This window comes from Desulfospira joergensenii DSM 10085 (genome assembly GCF_000420085.1).
In the GTDB taxonomy this organism is placed as follows: domain Bacteria; phylum Desulfobacterota; class Desulfobacteria; order Desulfobacterales; family Desulfobacteraceae; genus Desulfospira; species Desulfospira joergensenii.
In genome coordinates, this window is record NZ_ATUG01000002.1 from 2357344 (window position 1) to 2376999 (window position 19656).

Genomic DNA, 19656 nt, shown 5'->3' on the forward strand with positions numbered 1-19656 from the left:
ATGAGGTCTTAAGGATTTGAATTTATTAGGTAAAAAAGTTCTCGTGACAGGCGCTGATGGCTTTATTGGGTCCCATCTTGTGGAAATGTTGGTTCGCAGAGGCAGTGGTGTCCGGGCATTAAGCTACTACAATTCATTTAACCATTGGGGATGGCTGGAATCGCTCGAGTGTTTGAATGATATTGAAGTCGTATCTGGTGATATTCGAGACCCTCATTTTTGCAAAGAGATTACCAAAGACATAGATGCAATTTTTCATCTTGCTGCATTGATTGCGATACCATATTCTTACACTTCTCCGGACAGTTATGTGGATACTAACATTAAAGGAACTCTTAATATCTGTAAGGCAGCAATGGAAGCGGGTTGTGAGCGGGTCGTTCATACATCGACATCTGAAGTCTACGGGACGGCTCAGTATGTTCCGATTGATGAGAATCATCCTTTAAAACCGCAGTCTCCATATTCAGCCAGTAAAATAGGGGCAGACCAAATGGCCATGAGTTTCTATTTGTCGTTTGGCTTGCCGGTTACCATTGCACGTCCGTTTAATACATATGGCCCCCGTCAGAGCGCTAGGGCAGTAATTCCAACGATAATTACCCAGATCGCAGCCGGTAAGAAACAAATTTTATTGGGCGATTTGACCCCAACACGTGATTTTAATTTTGTTTTAGATACGTGTCGGGGCTTTATTGCCCTGATAGAGTCCAAGAAAACAATTGGTGATGTAATCAATATCGGCTCTGGAACCGAAATTTCAATAGGTGATACACTTGGCCTGATTAAAAAGCTGATGTCTTCTGAGGTTGAGTTTATTACAGATGAACAGCGACTACGACCCAACCAATCTGAAGTTTTCAGACTTTGTTGCGATAATGGCAAAATTAATAAATTGACCGGTTTTCTGCCAAAATATTCTCTGGAAACAGGGCTGCAGCATACAATTGAGTGGTTTACAAATTTAGAAAATTTATCGAAGTATAAAGCAAATATATATAATGTATAACGATCTGATTTCTTTCATAAAAAATTGGTACAAAACTGATGAATACATACCACTTCACGAGCCCAGATTTGATGAGACAGACAAAAAATACCTGCTTGATGCTGTTGATTCAACTTTTGTATCCAGTGTTGGAAAATATGTTGATCAATTCGAACGGGGGGTGTCAACATATTTAGGTGTTAAACGTGCTGTGGCTACAGTAAATGGGACAGCAGCACTACAAGTTGCCTTAAGGCTTGCTGGCGTTAAAAAAGGGGATGAAGTCATAACGCAACCCCTTACATTCATTGCAACAGCAAACGCGATTGCTTATAACAGGGCGACTCCAATATTTGTTGATGTCAATCGTGAAACATTAGGTTTGTGCCCTGATGCTTTGGACAATTTCCTTCGTAACAATGCCCAGGAAAGAGGCGGAAAAACGTTTAATAAAATATCCGGTAAACAGATTTCCGCCGTGGTCCCAATGCACACGTTCGGACATCCCTGCAAAATGTCCCAGATAAAAAATATAGCGCAGAAATGGAATATTTCTGTTGTGGAGGACGCAGCAGAGTCACTAGGGTCAAAACTTTCAGACAAGCATTGCGGGACATATGGGGAATTAGGTGTTTTGAGTTTTAATGGCAACAAAATAGTTACTTGCGGCGGTGGCGGCGCCATAGTTACTAATAATGATTCATTAGCTGATATGGCAAAACATCTCACAACTACAGCAAAAGTAGCTCATCCCTGGGAATATGTTCATGACGAGATCGGGTATAATTATAGAATGCCGAATTTGAATGCGGCATTGGCAAACGCACAAATTGGGAAATTGGATGTCTTTTTAGCGGATAAACGCGATTTGGCAAATTCCTACAAGGATTTTTTCAGCACAAGAGAGTGGGGTGAGTTTTTTAATGAACCCAGTCAGTGCAGAAGCAATTATTGGCTGAATGCTGTCATCACCAAAGACAGATATGGGCGAGACACCCTTTTGAAGGCAACAAATAACGCAGGGGTGATGACTAGGCCGGTTTGGCAGCTTATATCTGATCTTGATATGTATAAGAACTGCCAAAAAGGAGATTTGAAAAATGCCAGATGGCTGCAGGAAAGAATTGTGAATTTACCAAGCAGTGCCAGGATCAATGAGCAAGGATAAAATAATCCTAATTGGTGGTGGCGGGCATTGCCATTCATGTATTGATGTCATTGAGGCGCAGGGTGACTATGAGATCGCAGGGGTAATAGAACGTACCAAAAAACAAAAAGTAGACCCAACCCTTGGTTATCCAATTGTTGGGTATGACGAGGACCTCTCAAATTTAAGAAAACAAATTGACTATGCACTTATCACTGTTGGCCAGGTTGGTTCCGGAAGCAAAAGGCAAAAGTTATTTGATCGGCTAAAAAAAATGAATTTTGTCCTTCCCGTTATTATCTCTCCTTCAGCCCATGTTTCAAGACATGCGGTTATTGGTGAGGGAACAATAGTGATGCATCAGGTAATTGTTAATGCTGGGGCATCTATTGGTAAAAACTGCATTCTGAATACAAAATGCCTGATCGAGCATGATACAATGGTCGGTCATCACACGCATATTTCTACCGCCGCTGTAATAAATGGGGGGGGGGAAATCGGTTCCTGCTGTTTTGTGGGCTCTAATGCAACAATCATACAAGGCGTTAGAATATCAGATAACCAATTTTTAAAAGCTGGGCGCCTTTATAGTGAGTGATAAAAACAGGGAAATCTGTGGAGGAGCATAAATCCTATTGTATCCTCATCATATATTTATCATCGCTGAAGCTGGAGTGAATCACAACGGCTCTCTGGAAATGGCAAAGAAGATGGTGCAAGTGGCAGCCATATCAGGGGCCGATGCTGTTAAATTTCAAACCTTCAGTCCAAGAGACATGGTCACAAGAGAGGCTGGCAAGGCCGACTATCAAATCAATTCAACCCGTAAAACAGAAACACAATTTGAGATGCTTAAAAAGTATGAATTGTCTTTTAAATCTCACATTGAATTGATGGAAACTTGCAGATCAGAACGGATTGAATTCCTATCAACACCGTTCGATTTAAGTAGTATTGAGTTATTAGTAAAATTGGGCTTAAAAAAATGGAAGATTCCATCGGGAGAAATTACCAATATCCCATATCTTCGAAAAATTGCTTCTCTTGGGCAGGAAATCATTCTATCAACAGGCATGGCCGATTTAGTCGAAATTAGCGAAGCCCTTGATATCTTCTTAACTTCTGGGATAACACCGGATATGATAACTGTCCTTCACTGCAACACACAGTACCCGACACCCATGCAGGATGTGAACCTCAAAGCAATGCAGACAATAAAGGAGGTTTTCCCACAAATACATGTGGGGTATTCTGATCATACAAAAGGTATTGAGGTCCCCATTGCCGCCGCCGCCATGGGCGCAGAAATCATTGAAAAACATTTTACACTGGACAATGATTTGCCAGGTCCTGATCACAAGTCTTCTTTGGAACCAGAGGAATTGGCTGCCATGATCAAGGCTGTAAAGAATATTGAAATAGCCATTGGTGATGGCGTTAAAAGGCATACCTCCTCAGAGCTTAAAAACAAAGAGATTGTCCGGAAAAGTATTGTGGCCATCAGGAGAATAGAAAAAGACGAAATTTTAAGCAGTAATAATATAGGTGTTAAGCGGCCCGGTACCGGGATAAGCCCAAGATACTGGGATAAGGTTATAGGAAGAAAGGCACTAAAAGCATATAATAAAGATGAGATGATTTATTTCCCCAGTTTTTACAAAAGTTGAAGGTAGATAGACGGTTTGTACAATTTAAATGCTGCCATAGCCGGATGCAACTACGCGGGATAGATTATGTTGCTGAGGGAGATAATGTAAAAAATGCGTACGGTTTGTGTTTTTACTGGAACAAGAGCGGAGTATGGTCTCTTAAAACCCCTTATGGAAGAAATACAGAAAGATCCTGATTTAGATCTTCAGTTACTTGTTAGTGCCATGCATCTTTCCCCTGAATTTGGACTTACCTATAAGATAATTGAGTCAGATGGTTTCAAAATAGATGAAAAAGTCGAAATGCTGCTTAGTTCTGATACTTCTATTGGTATTGCCAAATCTATGGGTTTAGCAATGATTGGTTATTGCGAAGCATTGGAACGGTTGAAGCCCAATATAGTAGTAATCCTGGGGGATAGGTTTGAAAGCCTGGCCATGGCCCAAGCGTGTATGATCAGTCGTGTTCCCATTTCACATCTTCATGGTGGAGAGGCGACTTACGGGGTTATTGATGAGCCGATCCGCCACTCAATAACCAAAATGAGCCATATCCATTTTACAAGTTGTGATGAGTATCGAAGGCGGGTCATCCAGCTTGGCGAGCATCCAAGCAGAGTATTCAATGTTGGGGCTATTGGTATTGAAAATATCAAAAGGCTTCCACTGATGGGGAAACAGGAGTTAGAGGAGGACATCGGTTTTTGTTTTGGGGGTTATGGCCTTTTGGTCTGCTTTCATCCAGTCACATTGGAAGATGCCAGCGCTGAGAAGCAGTTTGCAAATTTACTTGCTGCTTTGCATCAGTTTACATCAGAGTCAAGCCATCCAATAAAAACTATTTTCACTAAATCCAACGCTGATACAGACGGCAGAATTATTAATGATCTTATCGACTTATATACTGACGAAAACCCGAAGAATTCCATTTCATTTAAATCCCTTGGGCAACTAAGATATCTAAGCGCAATGAAGCATGCAATCGCGGTTGTTGGGAATTCCTCCAGTGGAATCATTGAAGCCCCAAGTTTACTGACCCCGACAATAAATATTGGCGACAGGCAAAAGGGAAGGATTCAGGCGAAAAGTGTCATTAACTGCGACCCTACGCCATCGTCTATTCAGAAGGCTTTAAAAAAGGCTATTTCGTCTGAATTTAGGGGAGCTTTGGCCGGCACGACAAACCCTTACGAAAAAGAGGATACATGCAGGAAGATAGCAAGCCGTTTAAAAACAACTGATTTAAAGCATATAGTCAAGAAAACGTTTTATGACCTGAATTAAATTCTTTAAAGTTGATGAAAACAAGAACATGAAAAATATTACGATCCAATCAAAGACAACTGTCAAAGAGGCCATGGAGGTCTTAAACAAAACAGCAGAAAAGGTTCTTCTTGTTGTTGATCAGGATAAAAAGCTGATCGGATCTTTGACTGACGGAGATATCAGGCGTCATATATTAAAGAACAAACAACTGACAGATAGTATTGAAACGGTCTACAATCCTGATCCTTATTTTATTTTTCAAAAAGATTTTGACAAAGACAATCTAAGGAAAATTTTAACAGACCATAAGATTGATCTGATCCCCATTCTTAATAATGAAAGAGTTGTTATTGATTATATTACCTGGGAAAAAGCTTTCGGCAATCTTTTGGGCGGGGCAGGAAACAAAATTAGCGCTCCGGTAGTGATTATGGCCGGAGGAAAAGGCACTCGGCTTGAACCCTTTACCAAAGTTCTGCCCAAACCACTTATCCCAGTTGGCGATAAACCTGTTATTGATCACATCATTGAACGGTTTCGTGCGTTTGGAGCCAATCAATTTTTTTTTACGATTAACTATATGGCAAAAATAATGCGAGCCTATTTTGAAGAGAAAGAATATGATTATAAAATAGACTTTGCTCAAGAGAAAGAGTTCAGAGGTACTGCCGGAAGTTTAAAGTTACTTCAAGGTAAACTGGAACAATCTTTTTTTGTTTCCAATTGCGATATCATTATCGAAGCTGATTATTCTGATATTTACCGCTTTCATATAAAGAATGAATACGACATCACTTTGGTTGCAGCAACAAAACAATACAATATCCCATACGGCGTCTGTGAACTGAATGGATCCGGCAGTTTAAAGCGAATAAGAGAAAAACCTGAATATAATTTTTTGGTGAATACAGGCTTGTATGTCCTGAATCCTGATATTTTATCATTTATACCGGACCATGGTATTTTTCATATAACGCATTTAATGGAGAGTCTCCATGATAATGGTGGTTCGATAGGTGTGTACCCTGTCAGCGACAGTTCATGGATAGATGTCGGTCAATGGTCGGAATATCGCAAAGCCATAAAAATAATTGAAAGCCTCTAATGGTTTAGATCAAATCGTTTTGATTAAGTGAGATAGTGATAATGACATATCCTCTAAAAAATGGACCGTTGAAATACTAAGGGGTTTTCAATGAACTTGATTGCAGAAACAGCGTGGCATCACCAAGGAAATTTCAGTTTTATGAAAAAATTGGTATCAGAAATAGGAGCCAAAGCCTGTGCAGATATCATAAAACTTCATATTACCTTAGAATTATCTGAATATATGGATGCCGATCATCCGGCATATAGCACGTTGAAGGAATGGATGTTTACAAGAAAAGAATGGCGCGAACTTATAAATTTAATTCTTTCCGGCAGTAAAGATCTGATGTTTCTTTTTAATGATACCCATTCAATTGAATTCGGAATGCAGTTTAACCCCGGCCATGTTGAAATACATTCTACTTGTCTAAACGACATGAATCTTTTGAATTGTTTAAAGCAAAATATTTCCAGAGAGACCAAGGTTATATTGGGTGCGGGCGGCTCTTCCCTTGAAGAGATTGAAAATGCCATCTATGCAATGGATCATCATAATATAGTTTTAATGTTTGGCTTCCAAAATTTCCCAACAAAATATAAAGACATCAATTTCAGTAAAATGAGAAAAGTTATGAAATTGTTTCCGGAATTCCAGTTTGGCTATGCTGATCATACGGCTTGGGACGAACCGGACAATATATTGATAACCTTATTCGGTGCTGCATTGGGTATGGATTACATAGAAAAGCACGTTACGACAGCATACGGTGAGGAGCGAGTCGACTGGTCTGCTGCAGTCAGTGTTGATATGTTTAATGAAATCAAAGAGAAGCTTGATCTTCTATCTGCTTGTGACGGAAATGGTTTATTGAAAATGAATCAAGGAGAAAAAGACTACTCTGTTTACGGTCCAATGAAAAAAGCTGCTGTTGCAAACACGGATATATCAGCCGGACAGAAGATTAATAAGAATATGTATTCGTTCAAACGGACAAAGCAGGTTTCAGACTTATCTCAGACAGATGTCCTTGAAAATATGGGGAAAATGGTTCAGATCAGCTTGAAAAAGGGGCAAGTCTTGTTGAAAGAGCATTTTGCTAAGGAAGATAAGGAAGGTTAGAATGAAAACAGGTTTTCTAATAACAGCACGATTGAAATCGACCAGACTTAAATTGAAACTATTATTGCCCTTGAATGGCAAAACAGTAATAGAGCGGGTAATAGAGCGGGCAAAATCAGTTTCAGGGATTGATGAAATTGTGCTTTGTACGTCTAAAGAGAGCCAGGATCTGCCTCTTGTAAGAATTGCTGCCGATCAGGATATTTACTATTTTAACGGCCATCCAGACGATGTGTTAATGAGATTGCATGATGCTGCTATATTTTATCATATGGATTATTTTATCGGCATTACAGCAGATAATCCATTGTTTTCAATTTATTACGCCAACATCCTTTGCGATATGGTTAAACAGGACCCTTCAATTGATTTTGCTGTTACAACCGGCCTGCCGGTTGGGATGAACATCTATGCCATCAAGACAAAGGCCTTACAAGTTATTTGTAAAGTTAAGCAGGAGATTGATACCGAGATCTGGGGCAGTTTGATTAATAGACCGGAAATTTTTAATGTGGTTGAGTACCCGGTAAAAAAAGAAGATGCGATTCCGGTGGAACGCGTTACTTTGGATGAACCCCTAGATTTCATGTTTTTTAAAAAAATTTATAATAGTTATCCACCGGATTATGTGATCGAAGAACCGGACTTGCAGAATCTGCTTATTGGACAGCCTGATATGAAGGATATAAATTCATGCGTGGTTCAAGCAAGTCTTACAGAAGAAAAACGGATCCAGATTGACGACTTTTTCAAAAGCCATCATGACCATATTTTAAAGGTAAAGAATCAAATTTATTCAGTCTAATTGAGTTATGAATAGAATTTACATCAGAGGCCGGTTTGTCAGAGTTTAAACCTCATATTGAAGTAAAAATCAGTTCTGAAAGATCGTTTGGTCTTGTCTTAGCAGCTGTTTTTGGTCTCATCGGTTTAGATCCGACCCTGGACGGAAACAGTGTACGCTTGTGGGCTTTGCTCACAGCACTGTTTTTTGTTGTGGCAGCTTTGTATACGCCAAAAGCATTGTCAGTACCAAATAAAATATGGCATAATATTGGTATGAGGCTCGGTTTTATATTTTCTCCTGTTGCTATGGCACTCATTTATTTTATCGCCGTTATGCCGACGGGTTTTATCCTTAAGTTTTTTAAACCTGATTTTTCGTCAAAAGGAAATAATCTAAAGAATGGTTCATATTGGGTTGAACGGAATTCCACTGATTGTTCAATGAAAGATCAATTTTGAGGAGGGGGGCGTATTGTCTTTTGTAAAAGAATTTTGGAAATTTTTAAGGGTTAGGAAAAAAATTTGGCTCCTTCCCATATTGTTGATTATGTTTCTTTTTGGTGGGATTGTCTTTTTGACCCAAGGTTCAGCCGTAGCCCCATTTATTTATACTTTATTCTAATAAGTGACCGCGATTTTAGGAATATCGGCGTTTTATCATGATAGTGCTTCTGCACTTATCGTTGATGGAGAAATTATTGCAGCCGCACAAGAAGAACGTTTTACGCGGCGAAAACACGACTCTAGCTATCCGAAAAATGCGATTAATTATGTGTTGGCAGAAGGGCGTTTAACTCTCGATCAAGTGGAATATGCAGTATTTTACGATAAACCATTTCTCAAGTTCGAGCGGTTGCTGGAAACCTATGTAAGAAACGTGCCAAATGGTATCAATTCATTTTGTAGAGCCATGCCTATCTGGCTTCGAGAGAAGCTTTTTCTAAAACCGATACTTTTAAAAGAGCTAAAGAGTCTTGCTAAGGGATTTGTGCCGGGACAATTATTCTTCAGTGAGCATCATTTTAGTCATGCTGCAAGTGCATTTTATCCGTCCCCTTTTGAAGAAGCAGTGGTTTTGACTATTGATGGGGTTGGTGAATGGGCGACCACTTCGGTAGGAATCGGCAGAGGCAATCATCTTGAGATTGTTAAGGAGATACGTTTTCCGCACTCAATCGGATTACTTTATTCGTCATTCACATATTATACAGGTTTCAGGGTTAATAGTGGCGAATATAAGCTTATGGGTTTAGCTCCTTATGGCGAACCCAAATATAAGAATCTGATATTTGAAAAGCTTGTCGACTTAAAAGCAGATGGTTCCTATTGTTTGGATCAGTCATATTTCAACTATGCTACCGGACTGACAATGACCAATGAAAAATTTGAAGAATTGTTCGGTCAACCCGTTAGAAAGCCCGAATCAGAATTAAGTCAGTTCCATATGGATATTGCGGCTTCAATACAGGCCGCAACTGAAGACATAGTGATGACCATGACTACAGCGCTTTCAAAAGAATATGATATACCTAATTTATGCATGGCTGGGGGAGTGGCTCTCAATTGTGTAGTGAATGGTAAAATATTGAAGGCGAAGTCCTTTAAAGATTTATGGATACAACCAGCTGCTGGAGATGCTGGAGGCGCTATCGGCTCTGCTTTAGGTCTATGGTATAGTGAACTGAATAAACCTCGTGCAATAAATCCTGTTGATTCAATGAAGGGTGCTTATTTGGGACCAGCTTTCAATCAAAAATCTATTGAACAGGATTTAATTGGTTGCGGTGCAAGGTTCGAAACGGTTTCTTACCAAGATTTGTTAGAACAAACTGCCCAAGCGCTTTCAGAAGGGAAAGCGGTTGGGTGGTTTCAAGGACGTATGGAATTCGGCCCCAGGGCATTAGGGAACCGTTCAATTCTGGGGAATCCTAAATCTGAAACTATGCAAAAAACCTTAAACCTTAAGATAAAATATCGTGAAAGTTTTCGTCCGTTTGCGCCTTCTGTACTCAGGGAAGATTTATCCGATTGGTTTGAATTGAATTATGACAGTCCTTATATGTTATTGGTTGATGAGGTTAAGCGGAATAAGCAGTACCAACTGACAATGGAAGAAACCTCCTTGTTTGGTATCGAAAAACTAAATACCAAACGGTCAGAAATACCTGCTGTCACCCATGTGGATTACTCAGCGCGTATCCAGACAGTGCACAAAAAAACGAATCCAATGTATTTCGACTTAATATGCAAATTCAGAGAAAAAACGGGCTGCCCTGTTCTGGTGAATACTTCTTTTAATGTACGTGGAGAACCAATCGTGTGTGACCCTGAGGATGCTTTTCGATGCTTCATGGGAACTGAAATCGATATGCTGGTTATCGGGAATTGCATCCTAAAAAAGGATGAGCAGGAACAGGCTTTGATTTCAAACTATAATGATAAATATACATTAGATTAGTTTTTATATGCTTTTAAAAGCATTGGGATATGAATAGTTTTTCAAAGTTAGATATTAAGACCAAATTTTGTGTTGTTATCTTTATGAGTGTAATCTTCATCACAGTTGTTGAACTGTTACATCTTTTTTATATGTTTTTAGTTCCAAAGGACAATTTTACGGGTATTATACACTACAATAATTACACTCATCATGATTATCTGCCCAATGCATTATTTACAAATTATGCAACTGGTGAGGATAATTATCCTCCTGCCGTCGTTTCTATCAATTCGATCGGAATTAGAGGGCCGGAATTAAAACAAAAAAAGAGTTACAGGGTCATTTTCCTTGGAGACTCTTTTATACAAGCCGATGAAGTTCAATTTGAAGACACTTTCAGTGAAAAATTGAATGAATATTTTGGTAGCAGGGTAGAGTTTATTTCACATGGAATAAGCAGTTGGTCTCCAATAGTTGAATTTTCCTGGCTGTATCATAAAGGAATTTCCCTCAAACCTGATGAGGTAAATATTTTTTTGTGTATTAATGATTTTTGGGGTGATGAGAAATATGGCAGACAAGCTGTGTTTTATGGTGAGATTCCAATCTGTTATAAATCGAAAAATCAAAAGGTGTCTATCTTTAATCATTTGAAAAGTAAGTTGTTAATTACCTCGGTTTTAAAAAAGGCGGAAAAATTATTTAAAGCCGAGAAAACAGGTAAAAAATCCTTTCTTAAAGATGTAATTCAGCCTTATTGTGAGAATGACAAAAATGATTGGCCCTTAAATCGCAAGAATTATTATGAGAGAACGCTTCAGATCGTATCCCAAATAAATGATTTTCTGGCGTCAAAAAACATTCAATTAAATGTTTTTTTAACGCCTATGGGATATGCATGGAAAGATGAAATCCAAGGCATTCGCGGTTTACCTAATTATAAAGGATTGGGTGATAGAATGATCAGCCAAAATCGACTTGAAAATTATATGCTAGATGATTTTAAGAAACTGGGAGTGAAATTTTATAAACTAGAATCTTTTTTCAGCGAAGCAAAGAAGATGAATCAAGGGGTTAAGTTGTTTAATTCAGCAGATGGACATTGGAATAAAAACGGGCATGAAGTCCTGGTCCGTTATTTTACAACTTTTTACGAGGGCCGCTAAGGCCTTAAACTTCATTGACTAAACGATCTCTCTAAATTGGAGATTTACAAATATGGCTATTATATCAACTGCTAGAAGCGTATTGAAATACGCGCCTTTTTTACGGAAATTTGTTGCCCATAAAGTTATCCCGTCGGGTTTATTTGACAGATTGATATTGAATTACGGTATTTCAGATAAATGGAAACAGCGGGTGAAACTTGTATGTGAGGCCCCTGATAATGAGTTCATCGATAGAGTTCCCAATGCCGGTTTGATTCAAAAGGGAAAACAGATTATGCACAACGGGTTGCGGATCAATGCAGGAAGTTACTATGGATTTGAAGAAGCCATTTTAATGCATGCGAACCGAGGTGTTCATGAGCCCCAGGAGGAAAGGGTTTTTCAAGCGGTTCTTCAGGAAATGGCGCCGGGAAGTGTTATGGTAGAATTGGGTGCATTTTGGAGCTTTTATTCCATGTGGTTCAATAAAAATGTTACCAATGCCAGAAACTTTATGCTTGAGCCGGATGAGTTTAACCTGGAAAGTGGAAAGAATAATTTCAAACTGAACAGCATGTGTGGCGAATTCAGACATTGCGGTATAGGTGAGGAAAGTGGTGTTATGCCTAATGGTGTGCCCACTGTATGTATAGATGATTTTGTTCGTAAAGAGGGAATTGACCATATCCATCTGTTGCACGCTGATATACAAGGATATGAATTGGATATGTTGAGAGGGGCTAAGAATTTGTTTAATTCAAAATCGGTTGATTGGGTCTTTATTTCAACACATGGTGAGGAGTTGCATTCAAATTGTTTAATTGAACTGAGAAAATTTGATTATCTGATCGTTGCTGGTGTCCGCCCTTTAGAATCGTATTCTGTGGATGGTATAATCGTGGCTAAAAGAAATAGAATAGGCGGCATTGATAGAATGAACCTTTCATTAAGAAAAGGGGCAAATTTAACAGAAGCTGGAGACTCAAAATTATGAGCAGAAAGCCTAAGGCTTTGATAACAGGCGTAACAGGAATGGTTGGTTCCCATCTTGTTGATTTTCTCCTTGAAAATACTCACTGGGATATTTACGGCGTGTGCCGATGGCGCAGTCCATTGGATAATGTTGAGCATCTTATAGAGCGTGCAAATAAAAAAGACCGGCTTTATTTTCTGGATGGAGATCTATGTGATTATTTATCTTTACAAAAGGTTATAGAAACAAGCCTGCCTGATTACGTCTTTCATTTGGCAGCCCAAAGTTATCCGACAACCAGTTTCACCTCTCCCCTGCTTACGCTTGATACAAATATTCTGGGCACGGAAAGGCTTCTTGAAGCGATCAGGCATTGTAAAGATGCGGATCCAGTCATTCATGTGTGTTCCTCATCTGAGGTGTTTGGCAGGGTTCCAAGAGAAAAGCTGCCCATTAATGAGAAATGCTCTTTCCATCCAGCATCTCCCTACTCGATTTCAAAGATCGGAACAGACATGATCGGCCAGTTTCATGCAGAGGCATATGGCCAGAAGGTCGTTGTAACCCGCATGTTTACTCACACGGGTCCTAGACGGGGAGATGTGTTTGCAGAATCTACCTTTGCCAAACAAATTGCAATGATTGAAAATGGGACGATTCCGCCGATTGTAAAAACCGGAAACCTTGATTCTTTGAGAACATGGTCAGATGTTCGAGATGCCGTGCGCGCATATTATATGCTGGTAACTAAAAATCCAATACCAGGGGAGTGTTATAATATCGGGGGTAGCTATAGCTGTACTGTTGGTGAGATGCTTAGTTATTTGGTGTCCCTGTCAACCCGGAAAGATATCAAAATAGAAACAGAAACAAATCGTCTCAGGCCTCTTGATGCGGATTTGCAGGTTCCAGATATCACAAAATTTAAAGCTCATACAGGTTGGAAACCTGAAATTCCTTTTGAAAAAACCATGAAGGATCTTCTTGATTATTGGCGGCGCAGGGTCAAGTCAGGAAGGGTTTTTCTGACAAGATGAGGCCGTTTTCTCCACTAAATTCGGATAAGTTTTAATGGGTACAAAAAAGAACGACCCAAGGCTGTTATCTCCGCAGTGCCATAGATTGCAGCCGGTCAAAACTTGCCATACCAATAATTGGTTTACTGTAAGGGACCGGGGAGGATACTATACGGTAGAGTATATATCTCCCCAAGTGATAATCCTACCGGTTGTGGCAAAGCATTCTATCGTCATGGTGAAGGTGAAAAGACCGGTGATTGCAGATAGTGCATTGGAACTTCCTGCGGGGGGTGCAAAAGTCAATGAGACACCATTAAGGGCGGCTGCCAGGGAGTTGTTTGAGGAGACAGGAATTCAAGTTGAGGATTGCCGTCGATTTCAGCCAATTCTGCCTGTTGCCGGAGCCCCGAATAGAAATCCTGAGTTGCTCTATGTGTATAAAGTAGATCTTTCAGAAGAAGACGTCATGCATAAGAAAGGGCATGATCAGGAAATTGATAAGGTTGAAATACTAAAATTTACCGAGATCTGTTCGAGAATATCAAGTGGTGACATTTATGTTACGACGCCAATCGCCGTAATATCCAGATATCTTCTATCCATGGGCAAGTTTCATTTATGAGACTTGTTTTCTAAAAAAAATGGCAGTTCCTAACAAAATTTTTCTTGCCGGATCTACAGGTTTGGTCGGCACGCATTTGATACACCATCTTTTAGATATGTATCCAGGGATTTATATTAAAGCGGCTTACAATAGGACTACGCCATTTATGGAGCATGAACGGGTTCATTATGTTCAGGTTGATTTGCTGGACCGCTCAACAGACTATGGAGATCTGTTAGAGGGATGCCCTTGGGCCATTATGGCAGCAGCTTCGACAGGTGGGGCTGGTGCTGCTCAATCATCCCCCCAGAGGCAAATGACAGACAACCTTGTGATGGATGCGTTGATGTTGGAGGGGTTATACTCTGCAGGCGTAAAAAGGATCATTTATTTATCCAGTGCAACAGTGTACCAGGCGTTTGACGGCTATATAAAAGAAGAGCAGTTGGATTTTAACGAAGATCCTCATTTTTCCTATTTAGGGGTTGGCTGGGCCAAACGTTCGGCAGAAAAATTTTGCCGATTCTGGCACGAAAAATATGGTATAGAAATCATCATTGCAAGATGTGCAAACATATACGGCCCTTATGCACGATTTGATCCACAAAAATCAAATTTCATTCCAGCATTAATTCGAAAGGCGGTCTCCAAGATGGAACCCTTTGAAGTATGGGGGAGCCCAGATGTGGCCAGGGATGTCATTTATGCTGAAGATTTTGCAGAAGCTGTTATTTTGCTTCTATCTCAGGAAGATATAAAATTTGATATCTTTAATCTTGGCTACGGTGATATTGTCACTGTGGGGGAGGTCGTTGATGCAGCATTGCTGGCCGCGGATCATAAACCAAATGCTGTGAAGTACAGTGAAAATTCCCCCCAGACAATAGGTTTCAGGGCCCTTGACTGCAATAAAATCAAATCGACGGTGAATTGGAAACCACGGCATAGTATAACAAGAGGCATTAAAAAAACCACTCTCTGGTGGGAACAAAATATGGAGACATGGACAAGATGAAAACCGGTAAACACGATGCAATTGTTCTTTCAAGCTCGGAAGAAAAGGATGCCCAGGCAGTATTCTCGGATTTATTAAAAAATACGCCCATCCCGGATGATGAGATCCTTTCAAATTTGGGTCTGTATTTGACCTCTAAAAATTTATCCAGAGTGCTTTTTTTCTATGAAATTTATAAAAAAATAGTGGAAACTCATGGAATTATAGCTGAGTTCGGTGTCCGCTGGGGACAAACCTTATCTTTGATGTCTGCGCTTCGTGGTATCTTTGAACCTTTTAACAGACATCGAAAAATTGTTGGTTTTGATACTTTTGAAGGCTTTAAAGGGATCTGCGATAAAGACGGGAAAAGATGCAATTGTGAAGATGGATCCTTTTCAGTGGAAACTGATTATGAAAGATACTTAAGAAAGATATTGAGTTTGCAAGAACAGCTGAACCCTATATCACACCTTGAAAAATTTGAACTTGTTAAGGGCGATGCCATAGAAACTATTCCAAACTATTTTCAACAGCATCCCGAATCAATTATATCGTTGGCTATTTTCGATTTTGATATCTACAAACCGACAAAAGCTGCTTTAGAAATAGTAAAGCCAAGACTTTTCAAGGGCAGTGTTTTGGTTTTTGATGAACTGTGCGATGATATTTTCCCCGGGGAAACGATAGCTCTCATGGAAACAATAGGGATAACCAATTTGCGGATCAAACGATTCCCCATGACCGCGAGAATTTCATACGCGGTGATAGAATAATGACTCCGGATTGCATAAATATCAGAAAACAGATTCTTCAGATTTCCTATGAAAGCGGGCATGGGCATATCCCAACCTGTTTTTCAATTGTTGAAATGTTGTATTCCTTATATGAGGTTATGAAACATGATCCTTTGATTCCCGAGTGGGAAGAAAGGGATCTGTTTGTTTTGAGCAAGGGGCATGCAGCATTGGCCCATTACACGGTCCTGGCTCATTATGGTTATTTCCCGATTGAAAGGGTAAACCGGTTTGGTTTGCACGGATCGGATTTCGGGTGTCATGCTGACAGGCACAAAGTTTCTGGCGTTGAAGTATCGACCGGATCTTTGGGACATGGGGTCAATGTGGCTGCAGGAATGGCATTGGCTGAGAAAATAAAAAAGAGGAATACTAAAGTATATACCTTGATCGGGGACGGGGAAAGCAATGAAGGGACGGTTTGGGAGAGTATGCTGGTAGCAGCGGACCAGGGTCTGTCCAATTACACAGTTTTATATGATAACAATATGTCCCATGGGCGCGGGCTTCAAATTAAAAACCCTGCTGAAAAATTTACTTCTTTCGGGGCATCGGTACATGAAGTGGATGGTCATGATATTGGTGCCATAAAAAAAGCCCTGAATGCCCCGACCGATTCCTATAAGGTTATTGTGTGTAATACAGTCAAGGGTTATGGCTCAGCCCTTTTAACCGAAAATCAATATGCTTGGCATCGCCGTTCCCCAACGGATGAAGAATTGAAGCAGATGATAGGAGAATTGGATGCGCGGACAGTTTAAAAATACGATAATGAATCTTGCTGATGGGGATGATTCCATCGTTATGGTTTTAGGGGATGTGAGCGTTTATCTGTTTAGGGACTATTCTGAAAAGTATCCGGACCGGTTTTACAATATGGGAATTTGTGAAAACACGCTTATCTCGGTTGGTGCGGGTTTGGCAGCCCGAGGGTTAACCCCTTTTGTTCATACGATTGCACCCTTTGTAACAGAACGGAGCTATGAACAGATAAAGCTTGACATGTGTTACAATAAGTTCGGAGTGAACGTAGTGTCATGTGGTGCATCTTTTGATTATGCCTGGGATGGCGCTACCCATCATGCATACACGGATATTGGCATTTTACGTCAATTGCCTGGTATGGAGGTGCTGCAGCCTGGGTCTGAAAAAGAGGCAGATGAACTGGTGCGGCAGTGTTACAATAACGGAAACCCGACTTATTTTAGACTGTCTGATAAACCCCATGATATCAGTCTGCCGGTGGAATTTGGCAAAGGTGTTGAAGTCTTTGACAAAAATGCGTCATTAACCATTGTCACAGCAGGCCCGATTTTGGGTAATGTCAGGGATGCTGTGGCTGATCTGGATGCAAATCTTCTTTATTTTCATACAATCTCGCCTATTGACCGTGAATTGATTGAAAAATACAGGGGGACAACATTCCTCGTGATCCATGATGCAACAGGCTTGTGGGAAGCTGTCAATGAGGTTCAGGGCCTTCGTGTATATTATCATGGATATTTCCGAGAATTTATGACTACGTACGGAACTGTGGATGATGTTCGCAATAAATTACAATTAAATACTGAAGGTATTCGCAATGCAGTGATAAGGAGATTAGAGAATGACTGATTTTTATAGCGGTAAAAAGGTTCTGGTTACAGGCGGCACGGGATTTGTCGGGACTCACTTTGTGGAGGCGCTGGTTGCTGCCGGTGCGAATGTCAGGGTGCCGGTCCATAGAAGAACACCAGCAATAAAAAATGAAAAAGTAGAATATATTTCAGGAAATCTTGAATCTTTAGAGGATTGTATTCGATGTTGCGAAGGCGTTGATTATGTCTTTCATGCTGCCGGGGCAGTTTCCGCAGCCGGGACTACGGTTGCAAATCCCATGTCTGCAATTTCAACGAATCTCATTTTAACGGCCCGTATCCTTGAGGCTGCAATGATAAAAGAAATAAAAAGAATTTTGGTCTTTTCTAGTGGAACAACAGCCTATCCTTTGGCTGATTATCCTATTAAAGAGGAAGAAATGTGGACAGACCATCCTCCGGAGATTTATTTTGGATATGGGTGGATGCGGAGATATATTGAGATACTAAGCCGGTTTGTCTCTTCAAAATCATCGATTGGCGTTGCGATTTGCAGACCAACCGCTGTTTATGGACGGCATGATGATTTTGATCCTGTTACCAGTCATGTAATACCTGCGCTTATTAGGAGAGCCGTTTCAAAAGAGAACCCTTTTGTTGTTTGGGGGACAGGCGATGAGATACGAGATTTTTTACATGTAACAGATCTTGTAAGAGGTTGCCTTGTTTTGTTGGAGAAACACGCCGTATGTGATCCAGTAAATATTGGTTATGGAAAAACGACGTCGATCAAAGAGATTGTTGAGATAATTCTAAACGCCGCAAAGCATGACAAAGTTGAAGTCCAATTCGACGATTCAAAACCAACTACTATTCCTAAACGTATGGTTGAGACGATAAAAGCTAAGAAAATTTTAGGATTTGAGCCTGAAATCTCGTTATCAAAAGGACTTGAGGATACTTTTGAGTGGTATCTCAAGCAGGAGAACAAGGATTCTTTAGTAAAGGCGGGGGCATGAGCCAAGCAAATACACTCTCACAAAATCCTCAGTTTCAAAGAACAACCCTGTATCAAGCATTTAAAGAAAGCCCGTTTGGGTTTGTTGATGCAGGTTCTGCAGGCGGTATACACCCAATAATATTACCAGTTGCTTCTCTGACACATTGTACTTGCTTTGAACCGGATCAATCCGCCTATGAGGTACTGTTCCAGGATTTTCGGAAAAATAGGGTTTTTGGTAAAATCAGCCTATTTAATACAGCTTTAGGAGATAGGAACGGTAATTCCAAACTCTACTTAACCAAGAGTGCAGTGAATTCATCTGTTCTTAAACCTCGTAAAATGCTTACCGAGCGATATGAGGTTAAAGGATTTATGATGGATCGAGAGGTGGAGGTCAGGACAGAGACCCTTGATAATATAGTTTTTCAACATACCGATTTTGGGGGTAATTTAGGTGAATTCATAAAATTAGACTGCCAAGGACTTGAATATGAAATATTAAAAGGCGGTTTGAAAACTTTGGATGAGCAGTGTGTGGCCCTCTGGTGTGAAACAGAATTGCTCAAAATGTATGAAGGGCAACGAACTTTTTCTGAATTGGATCTTTTTTTAAACCAAAAAGGATTTCGGCTGTACGGCTTTTATCCAAACTATATTTCAGCAAAAAAAATAGACCGGACGTCGTATGATACTGAGGAACGGATCATTTGGGCAGATGCTCTTTATTTTAAAGATCCCTTATCTGAGTCAAACAAAGTAAATAATTTTACAGAAAGACAACGTTGTTCACTTCTTTTAGCTGCTATATTGACAAAATATTACGACTTTGCGCTGGAGTTGATAGATTCTTTTTACCATAGCAGATCTGAAAAGGAAGTTTTGGTTGATATTGTGCTTGAGCTGGCGTCTGCCGGAAAGAAAAGGTATGAGCAGGATTTGATGCAGTTTATAGAGGATTGCCAGGAGTTCCCTGAGAAACAGTATTTACTGGCAAAAAAATTTGTTGATTCACATGTTTCCAACAACAATATAGACAACATTAGTATTTTTTAACAA

At 40.0% G+C, this 19656-nt stretch carries 21 protein-coding genes; all 21 read left to right on the forward strand.

The window, feature by feature from the left end:
- The first annotated feature begins 16 nt into the window (after window positions 1-16).
- The 21 genes from F608_RS0123875 (at window position 17) to F608_RS0123975 (ending at window position 19653) form a co-directional block, all read left to right on the forward strand.
- On the forward strand, window positions 17-1009 hold the full coding sequence (locus tag F608_RS0123875; RefSeq protein WP_022668248.1) for an NAD-dependent 4,6-dehydratase LegB: 993 nt from the start codon (window positions 17-19) through the stop codon (window positions 1007-1009).
- Window positions 1002-2156: a LegC family aminotransferase gene (locus F608_RS0123880; RefSeq protein ID WP_022668249.1), complete on the forward strand. Its 1155-nt coding sequence runs from the start codon at window positions 1002-1004 to the stop codon at window positions 2154-2156. Before F608_RS0123875 ends, F608_RS0123880 begins: the two co-directional genes overlap by 8 nt.
- Entirely contained in the window at window positions 2143-2733 is a 591-nt protein-coding gene (locus F608_RS0123885) for an acetyltransferase (protein ID WP_022668250.1), read from the forward strand. Before F608_RS0123880 ends, F608_RS0123885 begins: the two co-directional genes overlap by 14 nt.
- A 37-nt stretch (window positions 2734-2770) precedes the next feature.
- The gene (gene neuB, locus F608_RS0123890; RefSeq protein WP_022668251.1) at window positions 2771-3802 is read left to right on the forward strand and encodes an N-acetylneuraminate synthase; all 1032 of its coding nucleotides are present in this window, start codon (window positions 2771-2773) and stop codon (window positions 3800-3802) included.
- A 93-nt stretch (window positions 3803-3895) separates the two neighbouring features.
- Window positions 3896-5068, forward strand: a complete 1173-nt coding sequence (neuC, locus tag F608_RS0123895) for a UDP-N-acetylglucosamine 2-epimerase (protein ID WP_022668252.1) — start codon at window positions 3896-3898, stop codon at window positions 5066-5068.
- A 28-nt stretch (window positions 5069-5096) separates the two neighbouring features.
- Complete coding sequence (locus tag F608_RS0123900; RefSeq protein WP_022668253.1) at window positions 5097-6155, forward strand: nucleotidyltransferase family protein; 1059 nt, start codon at window positions 5097-5099, stop codon at window positions 6153-6155.
- Between the two features lie 90 nt (window positions 6156-6245).
- On the forward strand, window positions 6246-7259 hold the full coding sequence (locus tag F608_RS0123905; protein WP_022668254.1) for an N-acetylneuraminate synthase family protein: 1014 nt from the start codon (window positions 6246-6248) through the stop codon (window positions 7257-7259).
- A gap of 1 nt (window position 7260) precedes the next feature.
- The gene (locus tag F608_RS0123910; RefSeq protein ID WP_022668255.1) at window positions 7261-8064 is read left to right on the forward strand and encodes a cytidylyltransferase domain-containing protein; all 804 of its coding nucleotides are present in this window, start codon (window positions 7261-7263) and stop codon (window positions 8062-8064) included.
- Window positions 8065-8099: 35 nt separating this feature from the next.
- Entirely contained in the window at window positions 8100-8504 is a 405-nt protein-coding gene (locus F608_RS0123915) for an SxtJ family membrane protein (protein WP_022668256.1), read from the forward strand.
- Between the two features lie 13 nt (window positions 8505-8517).
- Window positions 8518-8667, forward strand: a complete 150-nt coding sequence (locus F608_RS37010) for a DUF5989 family protein (protein ID WP_244154320.1) — start codon at window positions 8518-8520, stop codon at window positions 8665-8667.
- 3 nt (window positions 8668-8670) lie between these two features.
- Window positions 8671-10503, forward strand: coding sequence for a carbamoyltransferase family protein (locus F608_RS0123925; RefSeq protein WP_022668257.1), 1833 nt, complete (start codon window positions 8671-8673; stop codon window positions 10501-10503).
- A 29-nt stretch (window positions 10504-10532) separates the two neighbouring features.
- Complete coding sequence (locus F608_RS0123930) at window positions 10533-11651, forward strand: hypothetical protein (protein WP_022668258.1); 1119 nt, start codon at window positions 10533-10535, stop codon at window positions 11649-11651.
- A gap of 52 nt (window positions 11652-11703) precedes the next feature.
- The gene (locus F608_RS35305) at window positions 11704-12627 is read left to right on the forward strand and encodes an FkbM family methyltransferase (RefSeq protein ID WP_022668259.1); all 924 of its coding nucleotides are present in this window, start codon (window positions 11704-11706) and stop codon (window positions 12625-12627) included.
- Complete coding sequence (locus F608_RS0123940; protein WP_022668260.1) at window positions 12624-13643, forward strand: GDP-mannose 4,6-dehydratase; 1020 nt, start codon at window positions 12624-12626, stop codon at window positions 13641-13643. Before F608_RS35305 ends, F608_RS0123940 begins: the two co-directional genes overlap by 4 nt.
- A gap of 34 nt (window positions 13644-13677) precedes the next feature.
- Window positions 13678-14247: an NUDIX hydrolase gene (locus F608_RS35310; protein ID WP_022668261.1), complete on the forward strand. Its 570-nt coding sequence runs from the start codon at window positions 13678-13680 to the stop codon at window positions 14245-14247.
- 19 nt (window positions 14248-14266) lie between these two features.
- A complete protein-coding gene (locus tag F608_RS0123950; protein ID WP_027363071.1) occupies window positions 14267-15244 on the forward strand; it encodes an NAD-dependent epimerase/dehydratase family protein in 978 nt (325 codons plus the stop codon).
- On the forward strand, window positions 15241-15999 hold the full coding sequence (locus F608_RS0123955) for a crotonobetainyl-CoA--carnitine CoA-transferase (protein ID WP_027363072.1): 759 nt from the start codon (window positions 15241-15243) through the stop codon (window positions 15997-15999). The genes F608_RS0123950 and F608_RS0123955 overlap by 4 nt, the downstream gene beginning before the upstream one ends.
- On the forward strand, window positions 15999-16781 hold the full coding sequence (locus F608_RS0123960) for a transketolase (protein WP_022668264.1): 783 nt from the start codon (window positions 15999-16001) through the stop codon (window positions 16779-16781). Before F608_RS0123955 ends, F608_RS0123960 begins: the two co-directional genes overlap by 1 nt.
- A complete protein-coding gene (locus F608_RS33185) occupies window positions 16765-17634 on the forward strand; it encodes a transketolase family protein (RefSeq protein ID WP_022668265.1) in 870 nt (289 codons plus the stop codon). The genes F608_RS0123960 and F608_RS33185 overlap by 17 nt, the downstream gene beginning before the upstream one ends.
- Entirely contained in the window at window positions 17627-18616 is a 990-nt protein-coding gene (locus F608_RS0123970) for an NAD-dependent epimerase/dehydratase family protein (protein WP_022668266.1), read from the forward strand. Before F608_RS33185 ends, F608_RS0123970 begins: the two co-directional genes overlap by 8 nt.
- Window positions 18565-19653: an FkbM family methyltransferase gene (locus tag F608_RS0123975; RefSeq protein WP_153307574.1), complete on the forward strand. Its 1089-nt coding sequence runs from the start codon at window positions 18565-18567 to the stop codon at window positions 19651-19653. Before F608_RS0123970 ends, F608_RS0123975 begins: the two co-directional genes overlap by 52 nt.
- Window positions 19654-19656 lie beyond the last annotated feature (3 nt).